General features: G+C 63.7%; 29 protein-coding genes. 15 read left to right on the forward strand and 14 right to left on the reverse strand.

Translation table 11 applies throughout. The features are described from left to right. Positions 1 to 26: 26 nt before the first annotated feature. A complete protein-coding gene (locus AB7535_RS35320; RefSeq protein ID WP_135217132.1) occupies positions 27 to 236 on the forward strand; it encodes a hypothetical protein in 210 nt (69 codons plus the stop codon). 51 nt (positions 237 to 287) lie between these two features. Here the strand turns inward: AB7535_RS35320 and AB7535_RS35325 are convergent, their stop codons facing one another. After that, positions 288 to 848, reverse strand: coding sequence for a hypothetical protein (locus AB7535_RS35325; RefSeq protein ID WP_135213876.1), 561 nt, complete (start codon positions 846 to 848; stop codon positions 288 to 290). Positions 849 to 1014: 166 nt separating this feature from the next. On the opposite strand from AB7535_RS35325, the gene AB7535_RS35330 reads away from it, so the two are divergent. Continuing rightward, positions 1015 to 1314 (forward strand): DUF1330 domain-containing protein, encoded by a 300-nt coding sequence (locus AB7535_RS35330; protein WP_135213877.1) that lies wholly within the window; start codon positions 1015 to 1017, stop codon positions 1312 to 1314. A 9-nt stretch (positions 1315 to 1323) separates the two neighbouring features. On the opposite strand, the gene AB7535_RS35335 is transcribed toward AB7535_RS35330, so the two are convergent. Both AB7535_RS35335 and AB7535_RS35340 read right to left on the reverse strand, forming a co-directional pair. Then, positions 1324 to 1584: a hypothetical protein gene (locus AB7535_RS35335; protein ID WP_135213878.1), complete on the reverse strand. Its 261-nt coding sequence runs from the start codon at positions 1582 to 1584 to the stop codon at positions 1324 to 1326. A gap of 49 nt (positions 1585 to 1633) precedes the next feature. Continuing rightward, entirely contained in the window at positions 1634 to 1915 is a 282-nt protein-coding gene (locus AB7535_RS35340; RefSeq protein ID WP_063980388.1) for a hypothetical protein, read from the reverse strand. Between the two features lie 166 nt (positions 1916 to 2081). On the opposite strand from AB7535_RS35340, the gene AB7535_RS35345 reads away from it, so the two are divergent. Further along, complete coding sequence (locus AB7535_RS35345) at positions 2082 to 2480, forward strand: metallopeptidase family protein (RefSeq protein WP_071908668.1); 399 nt, start codon at positions 2082 to 2084, stop codon at positions 2478 to 2480. 4 nt (positions 2481 to 2484) lie between these two features. On the opposite strand, the gene AB7535_RS35350 is transcribed toward AB7535_RS35345, so the two are convergent. Further along, on the reverse strand, positions 2485 to 3288 hold the full coding sequence (locus tag AB7535_RS35350; RefSeq protein ID WP_354113491.1) for a helix-turn-helix transcriptional regulator: 804 nt from the start codon (positions 3286 to 3288) through the stop codon (positions 2485 to 2487). Between the two features lie 99 nt (positions 3289 to 3387). On the opposite strand from AB7535_RS35350, the gene AB7535_RS35355 reads away from it, so the two are divergent. The 4 genes from AB7535_RS35355 to AB7535_RS35370 all read left to right on the forward strand — a co-directional run bounded on the left by AB7535_RS35355 (position 3388) and on the right by AB7535_RS35370 (position 6246). After that, complete coding sequence (locus AB7535_RS35355; protein WP_135213880.1) at positions 3388 to 3957, forward strand: pyridoxamine 5'-phosphate oxidase family protein; 570 nt, start codon at positions 3388 to 3390, stop codon at positions 3955 to 3957. A gap of 106 nt (positions 3958 to 4063) precedes the next feature. After that, the gene (leuD, locus tag AB7535_RS35360) at positions 4064 to 4669 is read left to right on the forward strand and encodes a 3-isopropylmalate dehydratase small subunit (RefSeq protein WP_014490662.1); all 606 of its coding nucleotides are present in this window, start codon (positions 4064 to 4066) and stop codon (positions 4667 to 4669) included. A gap of 80 nt (positions 4670 to 4749) precedes the next feature. Then, positions 4750 to 5535: a hypothetical protein gene (locus AB7535_RS35365; protein ID WP_354113492.1), complete on the forward strand. Its 786-nt coding sequence runs from the start codon at positions 4750 to 4752 to the stop codon at positions 5533 to 5535. A gap of 291 nt (positions 5536 to 5826) precedes the next feature. After that, a complete protein-coding gene (locus tag AB7535_RS35370) occupies positions 5827 to 6246 on the forward strand; it encodes a hypothetical protein (protein ID WP_354113493.1) in 420 nt (139 codons plus the stop codon). 22 nt (positions 6247 to 6268) lie between these two features. Here the strand turns inward: AB7535_RS35370 and AB7535_RS35375 are convergent, their stop codons facing one another. Further along, on the reverse strand, positions 6269 to 7960 hold the full coding sequence (locus AB7535_RS35375; protein WP_166105203.1) for a caspase family protein: 1692 nt from the start codon (positions 7958 to 7960) through the stop codon (positions 6269 to 6271). Positions 7961 to 8385: 425 nt separating this feature from the next. On the opposite strand from AB7535_RS35375, the gene AB7535_RS35380 reads away from it, so the two are divergent. Continuing rightward, positions 8386 to 9186, forward strand: a complete 801-nt coding sequence (locus AB7535_RS35380) for a Crp/Fnr family transcriptional regulator (RefSeq protein WP_166106232.1) — start codon at positions 8386 to 8388, stop codon at positions 9184 to 9186. Between the two features lie 116 nt (positions 9187 to 9302). Here the strand turns inward: AB7535_RS35380 and AB7535_RS35385 are convergent, their stop codons facing one another. Beyond that, positions 9303 to 10184 (reverse strand): HpcH/HpaI aldolase/citrate lyase family protein, encoded by an 882-nt coding sequence (locus AB7535_RS35385; RefSeq protein ID WP_071908673.1) that lies wholly within the window; start codon positions 10182 to 10184, stop codon positions 9303 to 9305. A 169-nt stretch (positions 10185 to 10353) separates the two neighbouring features. Here AB7535_RS35385 and AB7535_RS35390 point away from each other — a divergent pair, with 169 nt between their 5' ends. Continuing rightward, a complete protein-coding gene (locus tag AB7535_RS35390) occupies positions 10354 to 10998 on the forward strand; it encodes a carbonic anhydrase (protein WP_071908674.1) in 645 nt (214 codons plus the stop codon). A gap of 104 nt (positions 10999 to 11102) precedes the next feature. Here the strand turns inward: AB7535_RS35390 and AB7535_RS35395 are convergent, their stop codons facing one another. Next, a complete protein-coding gene (locus tag AB7535_RS35395) occupies positions 11103 to 12137 on the reverse strand; it encodes an aspartate-semialdehyde dehydrogenase (RefSeq protein ID WP_063980378.1) in 1035 nt (344 codons plus the stop codon). A gap of 116 nt (positions 12138 to 12253) precedes the next feature. On the opposite strand from AB7535_RS35395, the gene AB7535_RS35400 reads away from it, so the two are divergent. Then, on the forward strand, positions 12254 to 13042 hold the full coding sequence (locus AB7535_RS35400; RefSeq protein WP_439037497.1) for a hypothetical protein: 789 nt from the start codon (positions 12254 to 12256) through the stop codon (positions 13040 to 13042). A gap of 157 nt (positions 13043 to 13199) precedes the next feature. Further along, a complete protein-coding gene (locus AB7535_RS35405; protein ID WP_175618176.1) occupies positions 13200 to 13586 on the forward strand; it encodes a hypothetical protein in 387 nt (128 codons plus the stop codon). Between the two features lie 73 nt (positions 13587 to 13659). Here the strand turns inward: AB7535_RS35405 and AB7535_RS35410 are convergent, their stop codons facing one another. Beyond that, complete coding sequence (locus AB7535_RS35410) at positions 13660 to 14298, reverse strand: DapH/DapD/GlmU-related protein (protein WP_166105187.1); 639 nt, start codon at positions 14296 to 14298, stop codon at positions 13660 to 13662. Positions 14299 to 14440: 142 nt separating this feature from the next. Then, positions 14441 to 15553: a 3-isopropylmalate dehydrogenase gene (gene leuB / locus AB7535_RS35415; RefSeq protein ID WP_354113494.1), complete on the reverse strand. Its 1113-nt coding sequence runs from the start codon at positions 15551 to 15553 to the stop codon at positions 14441 to 14443. Between the two features lie 131 nt (positions 15554 to 15684). Here leuB and AB7535_RS35420 point away from each other — a divergent pair, with 131 nt between their 5' ends. Beyond that, positions 15685 to 16887, forward strand: coding sequence for a YbfB/YjiJ family MFS transporter (locus tag AB7535_RS35420; protein ID WP_439037498.1), 1203 nt, complete (start codon positions 15685 to 15687; stop codon positions 16885 to 16887). A gap of 131 nt (positions 16888 to 17018) precedes the next feature. Here AB7535_RS35420 and AB7535_RS35425 read toward each other — a convergent pair whose 3' ends face one another. The 4 genes from AB7535_RS35425 to AB7535_RS35440 all read right to left on the reverse strand — a co-directional run bounded on the left by AB7535_RS35425 (position 17019) and on the right by AB7535_RS35440 (position 20299). Beyond that, the gene (locus AB7535_RS35425) at positions 17019 to 17801 is read right to left on the reverse strand and encodes a molybdopterin-binding protein (protein ID WP_354113496.1); all 783 of its coding nucleotides are present in this window, start codon (positions 17799 to 17801) and stop codon (positions 17019 to 17021) included. Positions 17802 to 17815: 14 nt separating this feature from the next. Continuing rightward, entirely contained in the window at positions 17816 to 18445 is a 630-nt protein-coding gene (locus AB7535_RS35430) for a cytochrome b/b6 domain-containing protein (protein WP_014490675.1), read from the reverse strand. A 183-nt stretch (positions 18446 to 18628) separates the two neighbouring features. Then, positions 18629 to 19183, reverse strand: coding sequence for a fasciclin domain-containing protein (locus AB7535_RS35435; RefSeq protein WP_014490676.1), 555 nt, complete (start codon positions 19181 to 19183; stop codon positions 18629 to 18631). Positions 19184 to 19537: 354 nt separating this feature from the next. Beyond that, the gene (locus tag AB7535_RS35440) at positions 19538 to 20299 is read right to left on the reverse strand and encodes an SDR family oxidoreductase (RefSeq protein ID WP_135213890.1); all 762 of its coding nucleotides are present in this window, start codon (positions 20297 to 20299) and stop codon (positions 19538 to 19540) included. A 95-nt stretch (positions 20300 to 20394) separates the two neighbouring features. Between AB7535_RS35440 and AB7535_RS35445 the strand changes: the two genes are divergently transcribed. Next, complete coding sequence (locus tag AB7535_RS35445; RefSeq protein WP_135213891.1) at positions 20395 to 21924, forward strand: malonate--CoA ligase; 1530 nt, start codon at positions 20395 to 20397, stop codon at positions 21922 to 21924. Between the two features lie 192 nt (positions 21925 to 22116). On the opposite strand, the gene AB7535_RS35450 is transcribed toward AB7535_RS35445, so the two are convergent. Then, a complete protein-coding gene (locus AB7535_RS35450) occupies positions 22117 to 22977 on the reverse strand; it encodes a sulfite exporter TauE/SafE family protein (protein WP_166105158.1) in 861 nt (286 codons plus the stop codon). 508 nt (positions 22978 to 23485) lie between these two features. Between AB7535_RS35450 and sdhC the strand changes: the two genes are divergently transcribed. After that, complete coding sequence (gene sdhC / locus AB7535_RS35455) at positions 23486 to 23884, forward strand: succinate dehydrogenase, cytochrome b556 subunit (protein WP_028151914.1); 399 nt, start codon at positions 23486 to 23488, stop codon at positions 23882 to 23884. Continuing rightward, entirely contained in the window at positions 23881 to 24285 is a 405-nt protein-coding gene (gene sdhD, locus AB7535_RS35460) for a succinate dehydrogenase, hydrophobic membrane anchor protein (RefSeq protein ID WP_028151915.1), read from the forward strand. The genes sdhC and sdhD overlap by 4 nt, the downstream gene beginning before the upstream one ends.

The raw sequence follows: 24285 nt of genomic DNA on the forward strand, positions 1-24285 counted from the left end.
GCGACGGTTTCGCGAGGACACAGCGCATGGCCAACAAGCCTGAATATGTCGATCTGATCGGCGAGGCGACGCGCCAGCACCGGCGACGCGCAACGCCCTTGCCCATCGTCGCCAGGCCCGAGGTCGAGGAGACCTCGAAGCTCAGCCGCTGGCCGCCGGCGATGATCAAGCAGTGGAAGCTCGAGAACCTGACGCGGTGGAAGCCGGCGTCGTGGAAGCTGAAGGATTGGCTCTAGGCCACACGAACAAGGGGCGCCGTCGCGGCGCCCTTTTCATTTCGATCGCGATTACCAATAGCGGTACGGATAGTGCCAGCGATGCCACCGGCAGACGCGGCGCGGACCGTAATAGGTCCAGATCACCCGACAGCGGCGCGGATAGTGGTAGTAGGGATAGTAGCCGCCGTAATAATAGCGCCGGTGGAAGTGACGATAGCCGTAATGCGGGCGATAGATCCCGTAGCGATGAAAACCGCCATAGTGGCGAAATCCGCCGTAGCGATAGCCGCCACCATGAAAGGCCGGTGCGGCGCGGAAGCCGCCGATATGGCCGCCCCGAAAGCCACCGCCGCGGAAACCGCCGATATGTCCTCCGCCGCCGTGGAAACCACCGCCACGAAAACCGCCGCCGCCGTGGAAGCCGCCACCATGTCCACCACCGCCGCCACCGTGGCGAACCTGGGTGATCATGTCGTCGCTTGCAGCCTTCGCCGCCGGCAACGGCGTCGGATTGATCGGAGTCATCGCTTCGGCACGTTGTGCAGTCCCGGCCGACAGCATCAGCGTGGCAACGGCCGCAAGCCCGAGCAAGCGTATCGAGCTTGTCCGAGCATCCAAGACCCTCAGCATGGAATTCTCCCTGAATCTGAACGGCAGCATTGCGGCGCAGCGTCGCTCGCATCGCTGTTCAATTGCAGTCGCTCCCAAGATTAAATTAGGGACAGCGACGTGAACGCCTTGTGAATGAACAAGCTTCCTGCCGAGGCGCCGTGCCACGACAAAAGGAATTCGAAAGATGACCGTCTACGCGATCGCGCAATTGAAGATGACGGACCGCGCGGCCAATGACCGCTATCAGGCGCGGTTCTTCGACGTGTTCAGAAAGTACAATGGACGGCTGCTCGCCGCCGACGAGCAGCCGCGCGTGCTTGAGGGCCCGTGGCCGTTCGACAAGCTCGTCATGATGTCATTTCCCGACGAGGCGGCGTTCCTCGCCTTCTCGAATTCGCCGGACTACGAAGAGATCTCGCGCGATCGCAAGGCGGGCGCGCAGGCAACCGTGCTGCTGGTCAGGGGATTTGCGCCGGCGGGCTAACGCGGCGCGTCACCACCACGGCCCGTAGCCGAACACGAAGGGTGCCGGCACGCCGTAGGGATAGGGACGATAGTAGATGGGCCGCGCATAATAATGCGGATCATGGGGCGCGGAGCGCCGCCCAACGTCATGGTGTCTTGCGTGCCGTCTCGCATCGAAAATCGCTGTCCCGGCCGAGGCATCCGACTTCGTCACACTCTGCGCGGTTGAAGCGCGAGGCAGACCCGCTGCGAGCCCGGCGACTACGGCCAATGCAATCCATCTCGTCATGACGAACTCCGCCCTCAAGATGCGGGCATCACGCGGCCGTTGAGGCGCGTCAGCCCCGCCGCCAGTAGCAGCTCATATGCGGCACGATCACCGTGCCGCTCGGCCGATATTCCTGCACATAGGTGGCGTTGCACTCGCGGACCGCATCGGGACCCGGATAGTAGCGCGGATAGACGCCGTCCGGAGCGTAGTAGGGCGTGACGCGCAGCCGGGCGGGCGGGCGCCTGCGCGGCGGAGGAACGTCGTCTGGCGAGGCCGCCTGGGCCAGCCTGACACCGGCGCCGGCCGTCTGGGCTTCCGCACCGACGCAAAATTGCGAAAACAACCCCATGCAAAGTAGAACCAGTATTGCTGTTCCCGCCCGCATCGCACCACCACCCACCTGAGCTATCCCCTTGAGGCGCCGTACGCTCCCCGTTTTCGCGCGCGGCGTCAACTCTTCGTAGCCTTCTATAAAGCCGGATGCATCGCCACGGAACCCGCGCTAAGAAAAGCCCATGTGGACGGAATTGAAAGCACCCTCGCTGGCTGAGATGGAAGCGACGGCGCACGACATCTTCGAGCGCCTGCCGGCGGAATTTCGCGGCCTCTGTGAGGGCGTGATCCTCCGTGTCGACGACTTCCCGACCGAGGAAGTGATGGACGAGATGGAATGCGAGAGCGAGTTCGACCTGCTCGGCCTGTTCCAGGGCGTCGGCCTGCCCCAGCAGAGCCTGGGCGATGTGGCGCGGCTGCCCAACATGGTCTGGCTCTACCGCCGGCCGATCCTGGATTACTGGGCCGAGCACGACGAGAGCCTCGGCCACATCGTCCGCCACGTCCTGATCCACGAGATCGGCCACCATTTCGGCCTCTCGGACGACGATATGGCGGCGATTGAGGCTCAGGCGGAGTAGGACGTCATCGGTTGCGTATGGTTGGCGCAGCGAGAAGCATCGTCAGTCGATAGTCGGACCAGCCCGCGAGAGACAGCGACACCTGCTGATAGTGCAGCAGTCCCATGGTCGGATGATCGAACGCACGCTCGCCGCCTTCGCGTGCCAGAACCCCCTGCGTCTCCCAGCAGCGTTCGAAGTCGGGGCTTCCAACTCTCAGTTCCTCGACGAGCCGGCGAATGTCCGGATCGTCGGAATAGGCTGTAACAGCGGCGCGGAATTCTGCGACGACGCGTTGCGCGCGTGAGGTCCAGTCGAGGATCAGTGTTCGCGCCTCGGGCCTGAGGAAGATGTAGCGCAGAAGATTTTTTTCGCCGTCAGCATCGAGCCATCCGGCAAACAACCGGGACGCTTTCGCATTCCAACGACGCGCGCCCCATGTGCGATCGAGAATGTAGGCCGGCCCATCGATCGCATCGACGCAGGCCAGCACCTCCTCAGGCGGATCATCGCTGTGGCCGGGACGCTCGGGATCGCGCTTGCCCCCAACTTCGAACAGATAGCTGCGCTCCGCTCGTGACAGGCGCAATCCGCGTGCGAGGCGCGCAAGTGTCGAAGCCGAGACGGAGACATCGCGACCCTGCTCGATCCACGTGTACCAGGTGACGCTCAATCCGCAGAGCTGAGCGACCTCCTCGCGCCGGAGGCCGGGCGTGCGCCGCCGTGCTCCGGCGGCGAGGCCGAATTCTGCCGGAGACTGGCGCTCCCGGAGCGCGCGCAGGAACGCGCTGAGCGAGAGAGCTGGAGCGATCGAGTCTGGTCCCTTCATGGTGGTTTTTATACCAGCATAAAGAACATTCTTAAACGGGTATAATCGGCATGCTAATTCTTTGCCGCTGCAGCGTCGCTGCGGAAAGGACGAGCGGGTATGGGCAGGCAATTCGCAAGGATCGAACCCGAGCACCGGGCTTTCATCGAACGGCAGAAGATCTTCTTCGTCGCGAGCGCCCCGCCGAAGGGACGCATCAACGTGTCTCCCAAGGGCCTGTCGTCATTCCGGGTGCTGGGAGAGAGCGACGTCGCCTACCTCGATTGCACCGGCAGCGGCAGCGAGACCCGTGCGCATCTGACCGCCTCCGACGACAAGCGGCTGACCATCATGTTTTGCGCCTTCGACGGCGCCCCGATGATCCTGCGGCTCTATGGCCACGCTCGATCGCTCATGCGCGGCACGCCGGAATATTCCGATCTCGTTCCTGACTTCGAGGACATGGCAGGCGCCCGCCAAATCGTGCGCCTCTCGGTCGACCTCGTGCAGACGTCATGCGGTATGGGCGTGCCGCTGTTCGACTACAGACAAGAACGCGGCAGCCTCGTGCGCTACTGGACGGCGCAGGGTGTCAACAATTTGCGAAAATACTGGGGTCTGAAGAACATGAAGAGCATCGACGGCCTGCCAACCGGCTTTGCCCCTGACAGCATGGCTCCGCCAGGCTGAAGACGAACCTCGATTTACGCCCCTTAGGCCTGCCGAATCCGGCCTAGGATTTGTGTGCCAACCGGGCTAAATAGCCCTCCCCTGACTTCAAACCGGGAAGCCTGAAATGGACAAGTTCACCACGCTGGAAGGCGTCGCGGCGCCGCTGAAGATCATCAATGTCGACACCGACATGATCATTCCGAAGCAGTACCTCAAGACCATCAAGCGCACCGGCCTCGGCAAGGGGCTCTTCTCCGAGCAGCGCTACAAGGACGATGGCAGCGAGAATCCGGATTTCGTCCTCAACCAGCCCGCTTATCGCAATTCGAAGGTGCTGGTCGCCGGCGACAATTTCGGCTGCGGCTCGAGCCGCGAGCACGCGCCCTGGGCGCTGCTCGACTTCGGCATCCGCTGCGTGATCTCGACCTCGTTCGGCGACATCTTCTACAACAACTGCTTCAAGAACGGCATTCTGCCGATCCGCGTCTCGCAGGAAGACCTCGACAAGCTGTTCGACGACGCCGAGCGCGGCGCCAATGCGACGCTGACGATCGACCTGCCGAATCAGGAGATCCGCGGCCCCGACGGCGGCAAGGTCAAGTTCGAGATCGACCCGTTCCGCAAGCACTGCCTGATCAACGGCCTCGACGACATCGGCCTGACGATGGAGAAGAAGGCCTCGATCGACACCTACGAGGAAAAGCTCAAGCGCGAACGCGCCTGGGCCTGAGATCGAGCTCCAGTTCGAGCCCCGGTGCGACGAGCGCCGGGGCTTTTTCTTTGTCCTGATTAACCCCTAGACTGACGCGCATGCTGCCCGACATCGTCACCTTCTGGCACGGCCCGATGGACGCACTGCGCCAGACCTGTCTGCGCTCGCAGCTCGCGGCCGGCCACAAGGTCACGGTCTACAGTTTTGACACCATTCCCGGCCTGCCCGCGGGCATCGGGAACGCGGACGCCGAGGCGATCCTGCCGCACGCGTTCTCCGAACGATTGCGACCGCCGCAGCCGGACGGAAGCTGGCGCGACTGGACCACGCTGCAGTTCAGCGACTTCTTCCGCATGAAGCTGATGGCGAAGAACCTCGGCCTCTGGCTCGATGCCGACGTGCTGCTGCTGAAACCCGTCGAGATCGATCCGGCAAAACCCTACTTCGCCTGGGAACGGCCGCGCCAGCTCGGCAATTCCGTGATCTATCTGCCGGCGGAGCACGGCATCGTTTCCGCCTTCGAGGAGCTGATGGAGCAGGAGGAGCTGACGCCGAACTGGCTGTCGGTGCGCCATCGCATCACCTTCATGATGCGTCGCCTGCGCGGGGGCTCGAACCGTCTCTCGGACATTCGCGTCGCAATCTTCGGACCGGCGGCGCTCACCGCGCTCGCGCGCCGCACCGGTGAAATACAGAACGCACTGCCGAAGCAATCGTTCTACGCCGTGCATGCCGAGCCAAAGCTGTTCTTCGATCCCTCAAGCTATCTCGGCCTCGTCACCGACCCCGAGATCATCGGCCTGCACATCTCCCCCAAGGGCCGCGGCGGCGAAAAGCCGATCCCGGGCAGCCTGTATGCGTGGGCGACGGAGCGGTTCGCGTAACTCAGTCCGCTACGCGGCGCTCTCCTGCCCCGGACGTAGCGCAGCACCATAAGCGCGTTCACGCGCGTCTTCGACGCGCTATGGTGATGCGCTGCTGAGCCGGGGCCCAGAGATGCGGCGAGATGGGTCCCGGCTCTGCGGAGCGGCACTTCGCGCCGCACCGCGTCCGGAACACGAAACCAACCACCAACGCGCCACACTCCAACGCTTCCAAATTTGATCCAGCGCAACGCGCCTCTGCACCATTGTGCCTAATCTCGCTCCAATTCCGCCGCCCGAATGGAGCTTTCCATGAGCACCGCAAGCAGGCCTTATCCCATCGTTCAGGACCTCATCGAGTCCTTTGCCGCCTGGCTGAAGCATCGCCGCGAGATGAACGAGATGCGGCAGCTCGATCGCGCCGATTTCGACCGGATCGCGCAAGATCTCAGGATCGCGCCTGACGATCTGGAGGAGCTGGTCCGTCACGGCAAGCACGCTGCCGACGAGCTGCCGAAAATGCTCGAGCAGCTCGGCATCAGCGCAGACAGGCTCGGTCGTGCGCAGCCGCTGCTGCTCCGCGACATGGAGCGCGTCTGCTCGCTCTGCAATCAGAAGGGACGATGCGACCGCGATCTCGCCGAGGGCACCGCCGCGGAGAACTACCACGGCTATTGTGGCAATGCATCGACGCTGGAGTCGCTCGATCGGGCCGACGTCGCCCCGCGCTGACGCGTCGTCGGGATCGAAAAGATCAGATCGTGCCGTTACGCGCGCATGCGTCGCGCTGGGCAAATCCTTTCACGAGCTTTCTGCACGCTCGATAGCGCTCTTCCATACTCGCTCCGCCGGCATGACCCGGAGGGCCAGGTTCGGCCGCGCTCTCTTTCTTGACTGCATGAGCTCGCGACGTTTTATCGCGTTTGGTCGGAGGTTCGGCATCCTCGGGCACCGGCACAAGCTGCCAGACTGGACGAAGCTCGATAGTCGCGGTCTCCGACGGATTCTCCTTATTGATGGAAGTCAGGGCAAGGACGTTCTTGTCCAGCTTGACCGTGACAGGCGTTCCATTGATGGAGAATTTATCGTTCGAAATGAACTCGGCGAACGATTTGTATCCCGCCACATCCTTCGCCCATGATTGTTTCGTGGGCGGCCCCCAGAGGTAGTATCCTTTGGCCAAGCCCGTCGCGGAGACCTCCGTGATGATCAGCATGGCGTAGCGTCCCTTGCCATTGGTCCACCCGCGCTTGTTGGACCACACGCCGACAAACCTGGAATTGGCGTTGAGTGGATCGTTCTGATCGGACGAGATGGCGAAGCTCGGCAATTCGAGGTGCTGAGCTGCCGCGATGACAGAGATTTTTTTGTTGTCGTCGGGCGTAAATGGATTTCGCACGACGCGCTTGGCATCAGCCTCCTGGCGTCCGCTCGCATCGGATTTCGGAGCAGCAGCCGGAGATGATAGCGCCGCAACCTCGCTGGCCTTGAGATCCTTGATTCGCTGGCGGGCCTCGACGGCGTGGTCGCTGCGGGGGTATCTGGCGAGAAATTGCTCAAAGAGAGCTGCCACCGTCGACGTCCGGACAGCCTGCCAGAATTTCTCGTCTTCCGCAGGAGCAGCAGGCGCCGGAGTTGATGCAGCTGGCGCCTGAGCGGCGACGGCAGGGGCCTTGAGGTAAATCTCTTCCTTCGACAAGGAGCCATACACGAAAGGCTGCTGTTCGCGCCTGGTTGCCGCCATCACGTCGTCACGAACCCGGCGAAACAGAAACGATATCTCCAGGCCGGGTGTTTCGATGTGGCGAAGCAGCGACGTCGTGAAGGGGCTATTCCGGCCATCGCCGTCGCTTGCCGTGGTGCCGTCCCGGGCGGCATACGCGATCAGGACGTTGTCGGACGGCTCCGTCGGCGCGAGCCCGCGAGCCACGGCCCGGGTGCTGAACGAGCGCTTCATCTTCGCGGCAAAAGGGTTGTTGCGGCACGCGTCAAGGATCACGAGGCCCAACTTCCGTGCCTTCGAAACCTGAAGGCTCACCGAACGCAGGCTGATCGCCTCGCTTTCGGCGTCGGTATCGCTGCGCAGCTCGGCACTGATTGGGATCAGCCAATTCTCGCCGCCGACTTCCATGCCGTGCCCGGCGTAGAACACGACGGCGATGTCGGACATTTCGGCGGATCGGCCGAACTCAACGACGGCCTTCCTCATCTCTTGCGCGGCGGCGTTCCTGACTTGAGTGACCTTGAAATCCAGCCGCTCCAGCGCGCGGCCGATGTCGGCCGCATCGCGAGTCGGGTTCGGCAGCTCGGGCACCTTCTCGTAGGCGCCATTGCCGATGACAAGCGCAACCCGCGCCTGCGCAAGGGCGGGCTGAGCAGACAAAAGCGATGTGACGAGAAAGACAGCTGCCCCAAAAAAACGCATCAATAGATTGCCCGAACCCACCAATGGCTTCGAGGGTAGCACCCCTGTTCACAACCGCAACGGGAAAAGCCGAGATCGTGGACTTCGGCGAAACGGCCGTTGTCGGGACGCGCCGACGACGAGCGGCCGAAGATGCTGGTACAGTTCGGCATCGGCGCGGAGGCGCCCGGGCCAGGGGCAGACTCCCGCGCTGCCACAACCATCACTGGTCAATCAGCACATGTGTCACCTCACCGAGTGGCAAAGAGCGTCAATAGTATGATGTATGCAAGGCCCTGTTTGCGCGGCGAGGATGCCGGCAAGGTCTCCGCAATTGTCCGTGCTTGATCTCGACGAATGGCTCTGTTTGGATGGTTCCCCTTCGGCAATTCGTATTCCGGATAATCATGGCAAACGAAATAGATGGTTACCGTCGTTCGTTGGGTGCTCGTTCACAGGAAAGCGCCATGACTGTCCACCGCACGGGCATCGGGAATCGACTATTGGCGGCGTTGCCGCCGGCGGATCTCGGTTTGCTCACGCCCTACTTCCAGAAGGTCTCGTTCGAACCCGATGCCATCCTGGTGCGGTCGGGCGATGAGCTCGACCCGGTTTATTTTCCCCATAGCGGCGCCATCGCCTTCATGATCGATATGCCGGACGGGCAAACGGTCGCAACCACCTTGATGGGACGGGAAGGCGCCTTGGCCTCGTTCTCCGTGCTCGGCCCGTCGCTGTCATCCGTGACCGCGATTGCTCGGATCGCCGGCACAGCATCGCTGATTTCCGCCGCCAAGTTTCGCGCGGCCTTTGCGCAAAGCGCCGCCATCAGGAACGTCGTGCAAGTCCACGCCCGCGCGTTGTTGTTGCAGCTCCAGCACGTCGCCGCCTGCAACGCGCTGCACCGGGTGGATGGCCGCATGGCGCGATGGCTCCTGCAGCTTCACGACCGCGTTCCCGATGACCGGCTTCCGGTGACGCACGAGGCGCTTGCGCAATTGCTTGGGGTGCGACGGACGACAGTGACCCTGACGATGAGCAAGCTGCGCGAAGCCGGCGCCGTCCCGTCCGACCGGCGCGGGTTTGTCGAGATCCATCGGGCGCGGCTCGAGAAGGTCGCATGCGATTGCTATGCGCTCATGCAGCGCAAGATCGATCAGATGTATTGCCAGGAATTGGCGGCGCCGCAGCCTGTCGATGCACCGTCCCGCGAAAGCGCCATCGTCGCGGGTGACGAATCCAGAGCCGCTTCGCGGGCGGGAAAATAGGCGATTGGGACTGACCGCCGCGATGACCGCATGGGTCACAAGCGGCAGTCCTCTTGACGTCGAGAAGATGTCCGCCTGGCGGGGAAAAGCGGACATCGCTTCTTCGAGTTGACGCCTCAGCCCTTGCTCATCGCTGCGATCGCGTCCGCGATCTCGATCGTACGCCGCGCCATGTCGGCGTGCAGACGCTCCACCATTGCGCCATCGAGCCGGATCGCGCCGCGCGAGACGTTCTCGGGCAGCTCGAATGCCGCGATGATCTTTCGCGCGCGCGCGACTTCCTCTTCGGGCGGCGTGAAGATCGCGTTGCAAGCCTCGATCTGCGACGGATGGATCAGCGTCTTGCCGTCGAAGCCGAGGTCGCGGCCCTGTGCGCATTCGGTGGCAAAACCGTCGGAATTGGCAATGTCGCTATAGGGGCCGTCGAGGATCTCGAGGCCATGGGCACGCGTCGCCAGGATGCAATGGGTGATCATCGGGATCATCGCCGCGCGGCCCGGCAGCATCTTGATGCGCGTCTCGCGCGAGATGTCGTTCGGGCCGAACACGAAACCGGAGAGGCGCGTCTTGGGATCGCGGCCCGCGGCGGCCAGCTCCTCGGCATGAAGCACGGCGCGCGCGGTCTCGATCATCGCCCAGACCTTCACCGTCGGCGCGGCGCCGAGCTCGGCAAGGCGAGCGCCGATCGCCTGGAGATCCTCGATGCTTGAAACTTTTGGAACCAGAATGCCATCAGGCGAGGCCTTGGCGGCCATCGCGACGTCATCGGCCCACCAGGGCGTGTCGAGGCCGTTGGTCCGGATCAAAATCTCGCGCTTGCCGAACCCCTTGTCCGCGATCGCAGCGGCTATGCCGTCACGCGCCACCCCCTTGAGGTCGGGGGCGACGGAATCTTCCAGATCGAGGATCAAGCCGTCAGCGGCGAGATTTCGCGCTTTTTCCAGCGCGCGGGGGTTGGAGCCGGGCATGAACAGATGGCTGCGGCGCGGGCGGGTCATGCGAGCATTCCTTCCAGTTTCCTCAGGTCTATTCTGAAGCATGATCCCGGAAAAGTGTGCGGCGGTTTTCCGAAAGGATCATGCTCGAACAACAAGCCAAGCCGATAGCATCTGGCCTGCCTATTCGAAAGGCTTGTTCGCCCCTCTGGTCTATGGTTAGGCATAGGCCATGATCACATTCCCGAAGCATTTGCTGGAAGGCTACAAGGCCTTCGCCACCCAGCGGCTGCCGACCGAGCAGAGCCGCTATCGCGAGCTGTCGGTGAAGGGGCAGTTCCCGGAAGTGATGGTGATCGGCTGCTGCGACAGCCGCGTCTCGCCCGAGGTGATCTTCGACGTCGGCCCGGGTGAACTGTTCGTCGTCCGCAACATCGCCAATCTGGTGCCGGTGTATCAGCCCGACGGCAATGCGCACGGCGTCTCCGCAGCGCTGGAATATGCCGTGACGGTCCTGAAGGTGAAGCACATCGTCGTGCTCGGGCACGCGCAGTGCGGCGGCATCCGCGCCTTCGTCGACAAGATCGAGCCGCTCACGCCGGGCGACTTCATCGGCAAATGGATGCAGATGTTCATCAAGCCGGGCGAAGTGGTCGAGCAGCGCGACCACGAGACCATGGCACAGTTCGTCGAGCGCATCGAGAAGGCCGCGGTGTTCCGCAGCCTGGAAAACCTGATGACGTTTCCGTTCGTGCAGAAGGCGGTGGACTCAGGCCAGATGCAGACCCATGGCGCCTATTTCGGCGTGGCAGAGGGGTCGCTGTTCGTGCTGGACAAGGTCGCGAAGGAATTCAGGAGCGTGCGTAACGCGGCTTGAATTCGTAGGGTGGGCAAAGGCGCAACGCGCCGTGCCCACCATCTTTCCCGATTGAGACCTTGGTGGGCACGCTTCGCTTTGCCCACCCTACGAGATTCCGCTCGTTACGCCGCCTTCTTCTTCGCGCTGATCAGCTTGCGGTTGATCAGCACTTCCGCGATCTGGATGGCGTTGAGCGCCGCGCCCTTGCGCAGATTGTCGGACACGCACCACAGCACGAGGCCGTTCTCCACCGTCGCGTCCTCGCGGATGCGGCTGATATAGGTGGCGTCCTCGCCGGCGGCTTCATACGGCGTGGCGTAGCCGCCGGGCTCCTGCTTGTCGATGACGAGGCAGCCCGGCGCCTTGCGCAGGATGTCGCGTGCCTCGTCCGCCGTGATCGGATTCTCGAACTCGATGTTGACGGCCTCGGAGTGGCCGACGAACACCGGCACGCGCACGCAGGTCGCGGAGAGCTTGATCTTGGGATCAAGGATCTTCTTGGTCTCCGCCATCATCTTCCACTCTTCCTTGGTGTAGCCGTCCTCCATGAAGACGTCGATCTGGGGGATGACGTTGAAGGCGATGCGCTTGGGGAATTTCTTCGCGATCAGCTCGCTGTTGGTGTAGACGGCCTTGGTCTGCGAGAACAATTCGTCCATCGCATCCTTGCCGGCGCCCGAGACCGATTGATAGGTCGAGACAACGACGCGCTTGATCGTCGCCTTGTCGTGCAGCGGCTTCAGCGCGACCACGAGCTGCGCGGTCGAGCAGTTCGGGTTGGCGATGATGTTCTTCTTCTTGAAGCCGGCCGTCGCATCCGCGTTCACCTCGGGCACGATCAGCGGCACGTCCGGATCCATGCGCCAGGCGGACGAGTTGTCGATCACGACCGTGCCGGCGGCGCCGATCTTCGGCGACCATTCCTTCGACACCGAGCCGCCCGCCGACATCAGGCAGATATCGACATCGGAGAAGTCGTAGTGCTCGAGCGCTTTGACCTTCAGGGTGCGGTCGCCATAGGAGACCTCGACGCCGACGCTGCGGCGTGACGCCAGGGCCACGACCTCGTCCGCGGGGAATTTGCGCTCATCGAGGATGTTGAGCATTTCCCGTCCGACATTGCCGGTCGCGCCGACGACTGCGACTTTGTAACCCATCGTTCACTCTCCGATGAAAAAGCCCGTTCCTGAAGCTGACGCTTAAACAGGAAGAGCAGCGCTTCTATGCGAGAACCCGCCTCAAGACAACGTTGGACCATGCCTGAAGGCCGTGGATGCAGTCGCCAGAGGCCAGCACGGCCGCAACCCCTACCCAGATCCATCTGGCGCTCGCAGCCCTCGCCGACGAAATCGTCGGCACGCTGGCGCGCCTGTTCGCCTATGTGGGGACGCTGGTCCTGTTTGCCATCCTCGCGCTGGCGGCGTTCGACCAGCTGCCCAGCCTGCGCGACGATGAGCCCGCCGAGAAGCCGGGGTGGAGCGTGGCCGACCGCTCGCAACCGGCCTTCGCCCTCAGCCGGCTCGATTCATCAGAAAAAACAGCCTCTTACGTCATTCTCAGGCATCCCGAAGGCGGCCGCAGGGACGTGATGCGCTGGACCGGCGAGGCGGACAAGCCCGTGGCGGAGCTCGAGATCTACTGCGAAGGCGGCGAATTCGACGTGGCCCGCCCGGCGACAGCGGACCTGGCGGTCCACATGGGCCTGGGTGAAGCAACTCCGCTCGAGCAGGCCGGCCTGATCGACACGAAATTCGGTCCCGTCGCCCTGTTCCGGCCCACCGGCGCGGCGGAGGCCGCGCGGGCGTGCCTCGGCTACCTCAAGCGCAGCGAGGAGCCGGCGCTCCAGATCTCCGGCTTCTCCTGCCAGGGCGACACCCTCCCCGCCCGACGCGCGGCGATCGCCTGCACGCTGAATCGGCTCACGCTCCTGACCTCGGGTAACGAGCCGAAGTTGGCGGAATTGTTTGCCCATGCGGAGCTGAAGCGCCGCTCCTGCGCTCCCCAGGGTTCGTCGGACTGGCTGCTGGGCGCGGCGAACGCGCAATTGCGCGGGGCGCTTTGATCCGCATCAAGCTCAAGTGGCTGGTATTGATGCAACTTTTGCCAGCGCGCACGATTATTCCGAGCTGGTGTGACCCAATAGACCTAGTTGCGGCCACCCTTGCCGGGCTAGTATGGGGATGAAATCGATTGGCGGCTTGCCGCCTGAAGGGGACGTGATGAGCTCGAATTTCTCCGCCGCGAACAAACTGGCGATGTGGCTTGCGGCCGGCGCCGCGGTTGTCATGTCCTCAGCCCTCGCGACACCCGCCTCGGCCGACACCAAGAAGCAACGTTACGACAACAGCCGGCCCTATTACGGTCCGAGTGGCCCCAACGCTGTCTATCAGCAGGGCCGCACCCGCCTCTATGTGAGCAAGCGCTCCTGGCTTGACGGCGGCACTGAGGTCAATCCTGGCGACCGCAAGTTCTCCGACTACGCTTTCCCGCCGGCGATCGGCTATCCGACCTTCGCCCGCGAGAACAACAACCGCCCGATCGATCGCCAGCCGCTGAGCACGCCGGCCGACGTCGGCGGTTATCCGCGGAATTTCCCGCTGTACTGAGCGGAATGATCGACCGAATCAAAATGGCCGGGCTCGCGCCCGGCCATTTTTGTTTGTGAGAGATGCGTCCGCTTCAGGCGTCGGCTGCCGGGTCGTAGCGCCTGCAAAATTCTTCGATCGCCTCGGAGCGGAAATCGCCCAGGCGCTCGAAGATGAGTTCGTCCGGCCAATCCCACCAGGCGATGCGGCGCAGGCTTGCCGCGACCGAATCGTCAAAGCGTTTGCGGATGGCACGCGCGGGAACGCCACCGGCGATCGTGTAGGGCTCGACATCGCGGCTAACGACCGCGCCCGCGGCAATCACCGCCCCGTCGCCGACCGTGACGCCCGGCAGCAGGATGGCGGCGTGCCCGATCCAGACATCGTTGCCGACGATGACGCGATCTCCGCGACGATCCGCAAAGAAGTCGCGGTCACGCGTCGCACTCGCCTCGTAATATTCCGGGACATAGGTGAAGCGATGCTGGGACGGACGGCCCATCGGATGGTTGGGCGCGCCGATGCGCACCGAATTGGCGATGGCGGTGAATTTTCCGATCACCGCGTCGGCGACCTCGCAGTTCTCGCCGAGATAGGAGTAGTCGCCGAGCGAGGCATATTCGATGCGGGTGTCGGCGAGGATTTCGCAGCGGCGACCGATCTGCGCTTCGCGCTGGCGGACCGTTTCATGGATGATGGTTTCCGCGATCTTGGGGCGGGGCGAGGCATCCATGAGGTGGCTTCCCTGAGGTCGTCGGCAGAGCCGTAAGGGTGGGCAAAGGCGCGAAGCGTCGTGCCCACCATCTCGCGGCAATCGCGATCGAAATGGTGGGCACGCGATCGCTTTGCCCACCCTACGATTGCGGTGTTTGTGGCTACGCGTGCAGCTTCTGCAATTCCTTCAGGATCGCTTCGCCCATCTGCGTGGTCGAGGCGGCCGTGGTGCCTTCCGACTTGATGTCGGCGGTGCGCAGGCCGCTCGCCAGCACCGCGGCGATCGCGGCATCGACCTTGTCGGCGAGATCGCCCATGTCGAAGGAATAGCGCAGCGCCATGCCGAAGGACGAGATCATCGCGATGGGATTCGCGAGGCCTTGGCCTGCGATGTCGGGCGCCGAACCGTGCACGGGCTCGTACAGCGCCTTGCGCTTCTTGCTCTTTCCATCGACTTCGCCGAGCGAGGCCGAGGGCAGCATGCCGAGCGAGCCGGTGAGCATTGCCGCGATGTCGGAGAGCATGTCGCCGAACAGATTGTCGGTGACGATGACGTCGAACTGCTTCGGCGCCTTCACCAGCATCATGCCGCCGGAATCGGCGAGCTGATGCTCGAGCGTCACGTCAGGATATTCGCGCTTGTGGACCGCCGTCATGACCTCGTTCCAGAGCACGCCCGACTTCATGACGTTGCGCTTCTCCATCGACGTCACCTTGTTCTTGCGCTTCCTCGCAAGCTCGAAGGCGACGCGGCCGATACGCTCGATCTCATAGGTGTCGTAGACCTGGGTATCGACGGCGCGCTTCTGGCCGTTGCCGAGATCGGTGATGGTCTTGGGCTCGCCGAAATAGACGCCGCCGGTGAGCTCGCGCACGATGACGATGTCGAGGCCCTCGACCGCCTCACGCTTCAGGCTCGAGGCATCGGCGAGCGCCGGATAGCAGACGGCGGGGCGGAGGTTGGCGAACAGGGCGAGATCCTTGCGCAGGCGGAGCAGGCCGGCTTCGGGGCGCACCTCGTAAGGAACGGCATCCCACTTCGGGCCGCCGACCGCGCCGAAGATGATGGCGTCGGCGGCCAGCGCCTTGGCCATGTCGCCCTCGGAGATCGACACCTTGTGGGCGTCGTAGGCGGAGCCGCCGACCAGGCCGGTATCGGTCTCGAATTTGGCGATCCCTGCCGAATTGAGCCAGTCGATCAGCCGCTTCACCTCGCCCATCACCTCGGGGCCGATACCGTCGCCGGGGAGCAGCAGCAATTTGTGGGTCGCCATGGTCGTTTCCTCTGAGATCGAATTCGGCCGGAGTGCTAGAGCGGCGTTGCGCGCTTGGCAAGACACCATTGCCGCCTCGCGGCTGTGCAAGGCCCGCAGGGCCTGCCACACTGGGCGCGCCGGAGTATCCCTTGCGCGCCCCTGATCGTCCCCCGCCCGACGCACATCCCGCGCGGCTGATCCTGACCCTGTCGCTGGCGGCGACGGTCGGGCTCGGCATCGGCCGCTTTGCTTATGCGCTGGTGCTGCCCGATATGCGGGAGGACCTCGGCTGGTCCTACTCGGCGGCCGGTTTCATGAACACCATCAACGCCGTCGGCTACCTCGTGGGCGCGCTTGTCGCGTCCCGGCTGATCCAGCGCGTCGGCTGGTCGGCGGCGATCCGCGGCGGAACCCTCGCCTGCGTCGCCGCGCTCGCCACCTGCGCGCTGACAGGCAATTTCGTTGCGCTGAGCCTCGCACGCCTCGTGCTGGGCTTAGGGGCCGCGGCCGGCTTCGTCGCCGGCGGTGCGCTGGCCGCGGCCATCGCGCAGTCGCGCCCGGAACGGGCCAATTTCCTGCTCAGCCTGTTCTATGCCGGGCCCGGCATCGGGATTCTCGCCTCGGGGTTGATCGCCCCGTTCACGCTGCAATATTTCGGGCCGGGCTCGTGGTGGCTGGTGTGGTGGGCGCTGACGCTGCTGTCCGTCGTGATGACCGTGCCGCTGTTCCTGATCCGCATCGAGAGTGGGGTGCGCTTCTCGGAAGGCAGCCACGCCGCCTTCGCGATTCTGCCCGTGCTGATCTATCTCGCCGGCTACTTCCTGTTTGGCGCCGGCTACATCGCCTACATGACCTTCATGATCGCGTATGTGCGCGACGGCGGCGGCGGCGCCGCTGCGCAGGCCGCGTTCTGGAGCCTGATCGGCCTCAGCGCCTTCGTCACGCCCTGGGTCTGGCGCGGCGTGCTGGCGCTCGACCGCGGTGGACTTGCCACCGCCATCATCCTCGGCACCAACGCGCTCGGCGCGGCGTTGCCGATGCTCGGGCATTCGCCGGCGTGGCTCGCGGTTTCGGCGGTCGTGTTCGGCGTGGCCTTCTTCGCCGTGGTCGGCTCGACCACGGCCTTCGTCCGCTTCAACTACCCGCCCCAGGCGTGGCCCACCGCGATCGCGGCGATGACGATCTCGTTCGGCGTCGGGCAGACGCTCGGCCCGATCGTGGTCGGCGCGATCACGGATGCGCTGGGGAGTCTGAGTTACGCGATGAATGTGTCGGCGGCGCTGCTGGCATTGGGGGCGGTGGCCGCGTTGTGCCAGCGCAAGGTGGGGCCGGCCAGAGAACCGGTGCCGTAGGGTGGGCAAAGGCGCAAAGCGCCGTGCCCACCATGACCGTTGTCGCGGATACAGCATCGGTGGGCACGCTTCCGCCTTCGCTCTTCGAGCTATGGCGGACAAGTCGCTTTGCCCACCCTACTGCAGCGGAGCTAGCTCCCGCTGAACGAATTGTACCCCTGGTCTTCCCAATAGCCGCCCTTGTAGTCGTTGGTGACTTCCATCGAGACCACGTATTTCGGGTTCTTGAATCCGAGTTTCGTCGGCACGCGGATCTTCATCGGGAAGCCGTAGGCCCGCGGCAAAATCTCGTTCGCGTATTTGAACGACATCTGGGTTTGCGGATGCAGCGCACTGCGCATGTCCAGGGGCGAGTTGTAGCCGTCCTTGTCGGCGCACTGGAACCAGACATACTTTGCGCGCGTGTCGGCGCCGATCAGCTTGAGGAAATCGCGGAGCGGCGTGCCGGTCCAGCTTCCGATCGCGCTCCAGCCCTCGACACAGATGTGGCGGGTGATCTGCGTGACCTGCGGCAGCTTGTAGAGCTCGTCCAGCGTCCAGGACTTCTTGTTGTCGACGAGACCGCGCACCTCGAGCTTCCAGTCGGCGCCGTCGACATCAGGCGCATCGTCGAGATCGTAATAGGCGTTGAACGGGAACGGCTTTGTAATCGCGCTCTCGGGGAAGGTCGGCGCCAGCGCATCCGGATTGAACATCCAGGCCTGCACGGCGTCGTTGAATTTCGAGACCTTCGCCAGCAGGGTGTCGGCCGACGAGGAATCGACGACGTCGCAGCCGGTGAGCAGCGTCAGCGCGCCGAGGCTGGCGCCGCCGGCGATGAAGCGGCGGCGGGTGAAGTCCGGCATGGACTTGATGGAGTCCTTGATCAGCAGCCGCTTGTCGACGCCGGGGATGAGGAATGAGCGCTTGGCCATAACGGGTCTCCTAATCAGCGGCCAATGATCATCGCGCGCAGGCTCTTCGGCACCAGCAGCGCGAGCAAGACGTGAATGACGAGGAAGGCGCAGATCGCGGCCATGCAGAAGAAATGGACGTAGCGCGCGGTCGGATAGTCGCCGAACAGCATCACGAGATAATAGAGCTGCACCGGTTTCCACATCGACAGGCCCGACAGCACGATCAGCACGCCGACCACGATGATGCCGGCATAGAGCAGGCGCTGCACGTAATTGTAGACGGTGAGATCGTCATGGCCGAGCTTGAAGGTCAGGGCAGCCCTGACGTCGTGGAGCACGCCGGATGGCGTGATCGGCAGCAGTTTCTTGCGGAATCGGCCGGTGGCGAAGCCAGTGACGAGATAGGCGAGGCCGTTGACCATCAGCAGCCACATCGCCGCAAAGTGCCAGAGCAGGCCGCCGCCGAGCCAGCCGCCAAGCGTATATTCGCGCGGAAAACTGAAGCCGAACAGCGGCGAGGCGTTGTAGATCTGCCAGCCCGACAGGATCATCAGGATCATGGCGACCGCGTTGGTCCAGTGCATGACGCGGACCCAGGCCGGCTGGATCACTTTGGCGGGGGTGGCGCTGACCTGCTCGTCGCTGACTGTGAGGCTCGACATGATGGTTCCGTCCTGAAGGTCGTCTGACACCGAATATACGCCGATACTTCCGCTTTCGTTACGCCCCCGCACGACGGCGAATCGAGTCTGCGGGCGACCGTGGTCACAATAAAGCGAGCCGGGTGCCCCCGGCTCGCCGTCTCAAAGCATCCTGTTCGGGGGATGAAACAGGGGTGGGCGGTGTTACGTCGCCGGCATCAGCACGGTATCGACCACATGGATCACGCCGTTCGACTGGTTGACGTTGGAGATCGTCACCATCGAGGTGCCGCCCTTGGCATCGACGATCCAGACCTTGCCGTCCTGCTTCTTCACGGTCAGTTCCTCGCCTTCGGCGGTCTTCATCTTCTTGCCGTCGGTGAGGTCGGAGGCCTCGAGCTTGCCGGGCACGACATGGTAGGTGAGGATCTTGGTCAAGGTCGCCTTGTTCTCGGGCTTGACCAGATTGTCGACGGTGCCGGCCGGCAGCTTGCCGAAGGCGGCGTTGGTGGGCGCGAACACCGTGAACGGGCCCTTGCTTTCCAGCGTCGGCACCAGGCCGGCCGCCTTCACCGCCGCCACCAGCGTGGTGTGATCCTTCGAGTTGACGGCGTTCTGGACGATGTTCTTGGACGGGAACATCGCGGCGCCACCGACCATGACGGTCTTCTCCTCGGCGCGGACAGGCGCGACGACGGTCGCGGTGATGGCCAGAGCGCTGAAGGCGGCGGCAGCGAGATAGGCAATACGCTTCGACATGGAGGGTCTCCCGATTGAATTGTGACCGGCAATGGCCGGCGTTTGCGTTGGGGCAACAACGGCGCCTGTGACCTTTTGGCGTGAAGCAGCAGTGCCGTCGTTGGACCGAACTACGGGAGGGTTCGCGATGGGGTTTCGGGAAATAATTTATTGTGATGCGTGAAACTATGTAGCGGCGCATCCGTGTATGAGCCCGGGCTCAGCACCCGGTGCCGTAGGGTGGGCAAAGCGACTTGTCCGCCATAGCTCGAAGAGCGAAGGCGGAAGCGTGCCCACCAACTTCATTCGCGATCGAGGGTAGATGGTGGGCACGGCGCTTCGCGCCTTTGCCCACCCTACGGCAGTGCGCCCGTTTCAATCCCTGTTGTTCGGCGTCTGAATGAATCCGCGATTATGCGTCGGGCTGATCAGGAGCTCGTTGATGCAGACGCGCGGCGGCATCGATGCGATGAACGCGATGGTGCGCCCCAGATCTTCCGATTGCAGCATCTTGGCCTGCTCCTCCTCGCTCGGCACCACCGGGCGCAGTTTCAGGATGGGAGTAGCCACCTCGCCCGGCATCAGGCAGCAGGCGCGCAGGCCGTTAACGCATTCGTCCATGTTGAAGGAATGAGTCAGCGCCAGCACCGCATGCTTGGTGGTGGTGTAGGCCGGGCCCGGCATCTTCGAGACGTGGCGGCCGGCCCAGGACGAGACGTTGATGATCGAGCCATCCTGCTGCTTGCGCATCGTGGGCAACACTGCGCGCATGCAATACAGCACGCCGTTGAGGTTGACCTGGACGAGCTTGTCCCAGCCCTCCAGTTCCATGTCCTTCCAGCTCCGCTTGGGGACATTGATACCGGCGTTGTTCACGAGCAGGTCGATGCGGCCGTGCTTCGCGACGATTTGATCGGCCGCCTTCTGGGCTTCGGCGGCGTTGGACACATCGAGCGCAATGGCCTCGGCCGCCCCGCCTGCCTTGGCAATCCTGGCAACCACGGTATCCAGGGCGTCCTTGCGGCGGCCCGAGACCACGACTATCCAGCCGTCGGCCGCGAGCGCCTCGGCGCCGGCCTCCCCGATCCCGCTGCCGCCGCCCGTCACCCAGGCCACGCGTTTCCCGTTTTTGGTCATGCAAACTGTCTCCGTTGCTTCATTGGGGCGGTTTTTGCTAATCCAGCCCTCGGTTTTGACCGGCCTTGTTTGCCTTGCGGTCGAGGAAATCTTGCATGAACCAAGCTGCCAACGCCAACCTGTTTTCCCGCCTGTTCGACGGTCTGGACGATCCCAAACGCCTCGCGGTCGAGACGCAGGACGGCGGCCGTATCAGCTATGGCGATCTGATCGCGCGGGCCGGGCAGATGGCGAACGTGCTGGTCGCGCGCGGCGTGAAGCCCGGCGACCGCGTCGCGGTGCAGGTGGAGAAATCGGTCGCCAATATCGTGCTGTATCTCGCCACCGTGCGGGCCGGCGCGGTCTATTTGCCGCTGAACACGGCCTATACGCTGAACGAGCTCGATTACTTCATCGGCGATGCCGAGCCGTCGCTGGTGGTCTGCGATCCCTCCAAGGCGGAAGGCCTCGCCCCGATCGCCGCCAAGGTGAAGGCCAAGGTCGAGACGCTCGGGCCCGACGGCAAGGGCTCGCTGACGGAAGCAGCCGACAAGGCCAGCAGCGAATTCGTAACCGTCTCACGGGCAAACGACGATCTCGCCGCGATCCTCTACACGTCGGGCACCACCGGCCGCTCCAAGGGCGCGATGCTGACGCACGACAATCTCGCGTCGAACTCGCTCTCGCTCGTCGGCTACTGGCGCTTCACCGACAAGGACGTGCTGATCCACGCGCTGCCGATCTACCATACGCACGGCTTGTTCGTGGCGACCAACGTGACGCTGTTTTCGCGGGCGTCGATGATCTTCCTGCCGAAGCTCGACCCTGATCTCATCATCAAGCTGATGGCGCGCGCCACGGTGCTGATGGGCGTGCCGACCTTCTACACGCGGCTGCTCCAGAGCTCCGCGCTGTCGCGCGACACCACAAGGCACATGCGACTGTTCATCTCGGGCTCCGCGCCGCTGCTCGCCGAAACCCATCGCGAATGGTCGGCGCGCACGGGACACGCGGTGCTCGAGCGCTACGGCATGACCGAGACCAATATGAACACGTCGAACCCGTATGACGGCGAGCGCGTGCCCGGCGCGGTCGGCTTTCCTCTCCCCGGCGTCTCCGTGCGCGTGACCGAGCCCGAGACCGGCAAGGAGCTGCCGCGCGACGAAATCGGCATGATCGAGGTGAAGGGCCCGAATGTCTTTAGGGGTTATTGGCGCATGCCGGAGAAGACCAAGTCGGAATTCCGGCCCGACGGCTTCTTCATCACCGGCGACCTCGGCAAGATCGACGACAAGGGCTACGTCCACATTCTCGGCCGCGGCAAGGATCTCGTGATCTCCGGCGGCTTCAACGTCTACCCCAAGGAAATCGAGAGTGAGCTCGACGCCATGCCCGGCGTGGTCGAGTCCGCCGTGATCGGCGTGCCGCATGCCGATTTCGGCGAAGGGGTCACGGCGGTTCTGGTCTGCAACAAGGGCGCCGACGTCACCGAAGCCGCGGTGCTGAAGGCACTCGACGGAAGGCTGGCAAAGTTCAAGATGCCCAAGCGCGTCTTCGTCGTGGACGAGCTGCCGCGCAACACCATGGGCAAGGTACAGAAGAACGTGCTGCGCGATACGTACAAGGATATTTACGCGAAGAAGTGAGTGGGGGAGCTCTGCTCTCTCGCCGTCCTTGCGAGGAGCCTCTACCCGGTACGCTGTCATGCCCCGCGAAGGCGGGGCATCCAGTACGCCGCGGCCTCTGGGATCAATCACCGGCGCTGGTGGAATACTGGATCGCCCGCCTTCGCGGGCGATGACAGCGGAGGATGTGGCGCGGAGTTCAGCCGAAGCCGTTCACTGCCCGCCCACCAAGCTCATCACGAACCGGCTGCCGACGATAAACAGATAGCACCCGAACGCCACCTCCAGCGTTCGCTTCGACATCGCATGCGCGGCCCTCACACCGAGTGGCGCTGTCACAAGGCTCATCGGCATCACCAGCACGGCGCCGATCAGCGAGACGTAACCCAGCGCGAACGGGATTTGCAGCGCTGCGACGGCCGGATAGGTCGCAGCCGCCGGCCAGCCGGCATAGATGTAACCGAGCGCGCCGGGGATCGAGATGAGGACCGCGAGTGCCGACGAGGTCGCCACTGCCTGGTGGATGGGCCGGCCGTAAAACGTCATCAGCAGGTTCGAGAACAGGCCGCCGCCGATGCCCATCAGCGTCGAGAGGATACCGACGCAGAAGCCGTAGACGCGCATCAGCGGGCCTTTAGGCAGATCGTCGCCGAACTTCCAACCCTCGCGCGCGAAGATGAGACGCGCCGACGCGGAATAGGCGACGCAGACGAACACGACCTTGAACAGCCGCTCCGGCGCGTAACGCGCGATGACGCTGCCGGCGACGACGCCGATCACGATCGGCAGCCACCACACGCGCAGGATCGTCATGTCGACGGCGCCGCGCTTGTAGTGCGCCTGGAACGAGCGGATCGAGGTCGGGATGATCACGGCGAGCGAGGTGCCGATGCAGAGCGGCATGCGCACTTCGAGCGGCACGCCGGCGATGCGGAAGCATTCGTAGAACACCGGCACGAGAATCGCGCCGCCGCCAATGCCGAACACGCCGGCCAAGAATCCCGAGAGCGCGCCGGTTGCGATCAGCAACAGCGCGAGCTCGACGATCTCCTTGGTATCAAGACCTGCAATCACCCCTGACCTGCCCCGGCGACTGGTCGCAACTTCTCCGGAACATGGGTTCGGAAAGTTGCGTGCGGAGCTTTAGGCGATCTGATTCTCGCGGTCGACACGCCACGTCTTGCGGCTGGGGTGGAATGCAAGGTGCGCATATCCGGACAGGGGTCAAACCGGGCCGGAGTGGGAGCTGTTTGGTGCCGTCCGAATGGCGTTAGCGGCCCAAAAGACCGGCGCCGGGCAGGTTTGGACGGCATGGTCCGTTTAGAGGCGTTCCAATAGCAATTTCAACGCGCATCGGTCCCTTCAGAACAAATGAATATATATTCTTTTTTTCGTTGGCGGACAGAAGTGCTGGTATACCAAGCCACTGATTGGCCTTGCATCATCAACGCTCTAGAGCTGAACCGCGGTTCGATTTATGGCGATTTGGTGATTGCGCAGGCGAAATCGACTCCGTAAATAGAGCCGACCTTTCGCGATCCCCGCGTGCCCCCTGCTGGGCCGCAATAAACATCAAAAGCCCATGACCGCACGGATCGAACGACCGCTTTCCCCCCACATGCAAGTCTACCGCTGGACGCTAACGATGGCGCTGTCCATCGTCCATCGCGCCACCGGTATCGCGCTCTACGTCGGAACCCTGCTGCTGGCCTGGTGGCTGATCGCGGCGGCTTCCGGCCCCGCCGCCTATTCCCACGTCCAGGCCTTCACCGGCAGCATCATCGGCCGGCTGATCGTGTTCGGCTACACTTGGGCGCTGATGCACCATATGCTGAGCGGTATCCGGCACTTCGTGTGGGACCTCGGCTACGGCTTCAAGCCCAATGAGCGCGAGGCCCTGACCTGGGGCGCGCTGATCGGCGGCATCGTGCTCACGGTCCTGATCTGGATCATCGCCTATGCGATCGGAGGCGGACGATGAGCGCGACCGATACGCCCAAGCGCAGCATGCGCACCCCGCTCGGCCGCGTCCGCAATCTCGGCGCGGCGCATTCGGGTACGTCCGATTTCTGGCGCCAGCGCATCACCGCCGTCGCCATGACGCTGCTGATGATTCCGGTGCTCGTGATCATCATGATGCTGCTCGGCCGCAATCAGGCCGGCGCCGCGCAGATCCTCGGCTCGCTGCCGATCGCGGTGATCCTGCTGCTCTTCATCGCCGCCAGCGCCTGGCACATGAAGATCGGCATGCAGGTCGTGATCGAGGACTACGTCCATAACGAGAAGCTGAAGCTCATCTCGATCATGCTCAACAATTTCTTCTCGATCGCCGTCGCGCTCGCCTCGACCTACGCGATCCTCAAGCTTTCATCCGGAGTGTAA

It is taken from the genome of Bradyrhizobium sp. 956_D2_N1_4 (assembly GCF_052076025.1).
Lineage (GTDB): Bacteria > Pseudomonadota > Alphaproteobacteria > Rhizobiales > Xanthobacteraceae > Bradyrhizobium > Bradyrhizobium barranii.

What these genes read in the sequence shown, in the direction of transcription:
- AB7535_RS35325 (WP_135213876.1), bottom strand. Translation starts at nt 848, where the DNA reads ATGCTGAGGGTCTTGGATGCTCGGACAAGCTCGATACGCTTGCTCGGG.
- AB7535_RS35430 (WP_014490675.1), bottom strand. Translation starts at nt 18,445, where the DNA reads ATGTCGAGCCTCACAGTCAGCGACGAGCAGGTCAGCGCCACCCCCGCC.
- AB7535_RS35380 (WP_166106232.1), top strand. Translation starts at nt 8,386, where the DNA reads ATGACTGTCCACCGCACGGGCATCGGGAATCGACTATTGGCGGCGTTG.
- AB7535_RS35350 (WP_354113491.1), bottom strand. Translation starts at nt 3,288, where the DNA reads ATGAAGGGACCAGACTCGATCGCTCCAGCTCTCTCGCTCAGCGCGTTC.
- AB7535_RS35440 (WP_135213890.1), bottom strand. Translation starts at nt 20,299, where the DNA reads ATGACCAAAAACGGGAAACGCGTGGCCTGGGTGACGGGCGGCGGCAGC.
- AB7535_RS35370 (WP_354113493.1), top strand. Translation starts at nt 5,827, where the DNA reads ATGAGCACCGCAAGCAGGCCTTATCCCATCGTTCAGGACCTCATCGAG.
- AB7535_RS35320 (WP_135217132.1), top strand. Translation starts at nt 27, where the DNA reads ATGGCCAACAAGCCTGAATATGTCGATCTGATCGGCGAGGCGACGCGC.
- AB7535_RS35410 (WP_166105187.1), bottom strand. Translation starts at nt 14,298, where the DNA reads ATGGATGCCTCGCCCCGCCCCAAGATCGCGGAAACCATCATCCATGAA.
- AB7535_RS35345 (WP_071908668.1), top strand. Translation starts at nt 2,082, where the DNA reads ATGTGGACGGAATTGAAAGCACCCTCGCTGGCTGAGATGGAAGCGACG.
- AB7535_RS35400 (WP_439037497.1), top strand. Translation starts at nt 12,254, where the DNA reads ATGCAGTCGCCAGAGGCCAGCACGGCCGCAACCCCTACCCAGATCCAT.
- leuD (WP_014490662.1), top strand. Translation starts at nt 4,064, where the DNA reads ATGGACAAGTTCACCACGCTGGAAGGCGTCGCGGCGCCGCTGAAGATC.
- AB7535_RS35435 (WP_014490676.1), bottom strand. Translation starts at nt 19,183, where the DNA reads ATGTCGAAGCGTATTGCCTATCTCGCTGCCGCCGCCTTCAGCGCTCTG.
- sdhD (WP_028151915.1), top strand. Translation starts at nt 23,881, where the DNA reads ATGAGCGCGACCGATACGCCCAAGCGCAGCATGCGCACCCCGCTCGGC.
- AB7535_RS35385 (WP_071908673.1), bottom strand. Translation starts at nt 10,184, where the DNA reads ATGACCCGCCCGCGCCGCAGCCATCTGTTCATGCCCGGCTCCAACCCC.
- AB7535_RS35355 (WP_135213880.1), top strand. Translation starts at nt 3,388, where the DNA reads ATGGGCAGGCAATTCGCAAGGATCGAACCCGAGCACCGGGCTTTCATC.
- leuB (WP_354113494.1), bottom strand. Translation starts at nt 15,553, where the DNA reads ATGGCGACCCACAAATTGCTGCTGCTCCCCGGCGACGGTATCGGCCCC.
- AB7535_RS35395 (WP_063980378.1), bottom strand. Translation starts at nt 12,137, where the DNA reads ATGGGTTACAAAGTCGCAGTCGTCGGCGCGACCGGCAATGTCGGACGG.
- AB7535_RS35365 (WP_354113492.1), top strand. Translation starts at nt 4,750, where the DNA reads ATGCTGCCCGACATCGTCACCTTCTGGCACGGCCCGATGGACGCACTG.
- AB7535_RS35335 (WP_135213878.1), bottom strand. Translation starts at nt 1,584, where the DNA reads ATGACGAGATGGATTGCATTGGCCGTAGTCGCCGGGCTCGCAGCGGGT.
- AB7535_RS35405 (WP_175618176.1), top strand. Translation starts at nt 13,200, where the DNA reads ATGAGCTCGAATTTCTCCGCCGCGAACAAACTGGCGATGTGGCTTGCG.
- AB7535_RS35390 (WP_071908674.1), top strand. Translation starts at nt 10,354, where the DNA reads ATGATCACATTCCCGAAGCATTTGCTGGAAGGCTACAAGGCCTTCGCC.
- sdhC (WP_028151914.1), top strand. Translation starts at nt 23,486, where the DNA reads ATGACCGCACGGATCGAACGACCGCTTTCCCCCCACATGCAAGTCTAC.
- AB7535_RS35425 (WP_354113496.1), bottom strand. Translation starts at nt 17,801, where the DNA reads ATGGCCAAGCGCTCATTCCTCATCCCCGGCGTCGACAAGCGGCTGCTG.
- AB7535_RS35445 (WP_135213891.1), top strand. Translation starts at nt 20,395, where the DNA reads ATGAACCAAGCTGCCAACGCCAACCTGTTTTCCCGCCTGTTCGACGGT.
- AB7535_RS35330 (WP_135213877.1), top strand. Translation starts at nt 1,015, where the DNA reads ATGACCGTCTACGCGATCGCGCAATTGAAGATGACGGACCGCGCGGCC.
- AB7535_RS35340 (WP_063980388.1), bottom strand. Translation starts at nt 1,915, where the DNA reads ATGGGGTTGTTTTCGCAATTTTGCGTCGGTGCGGAAGCCCAGACGGCC.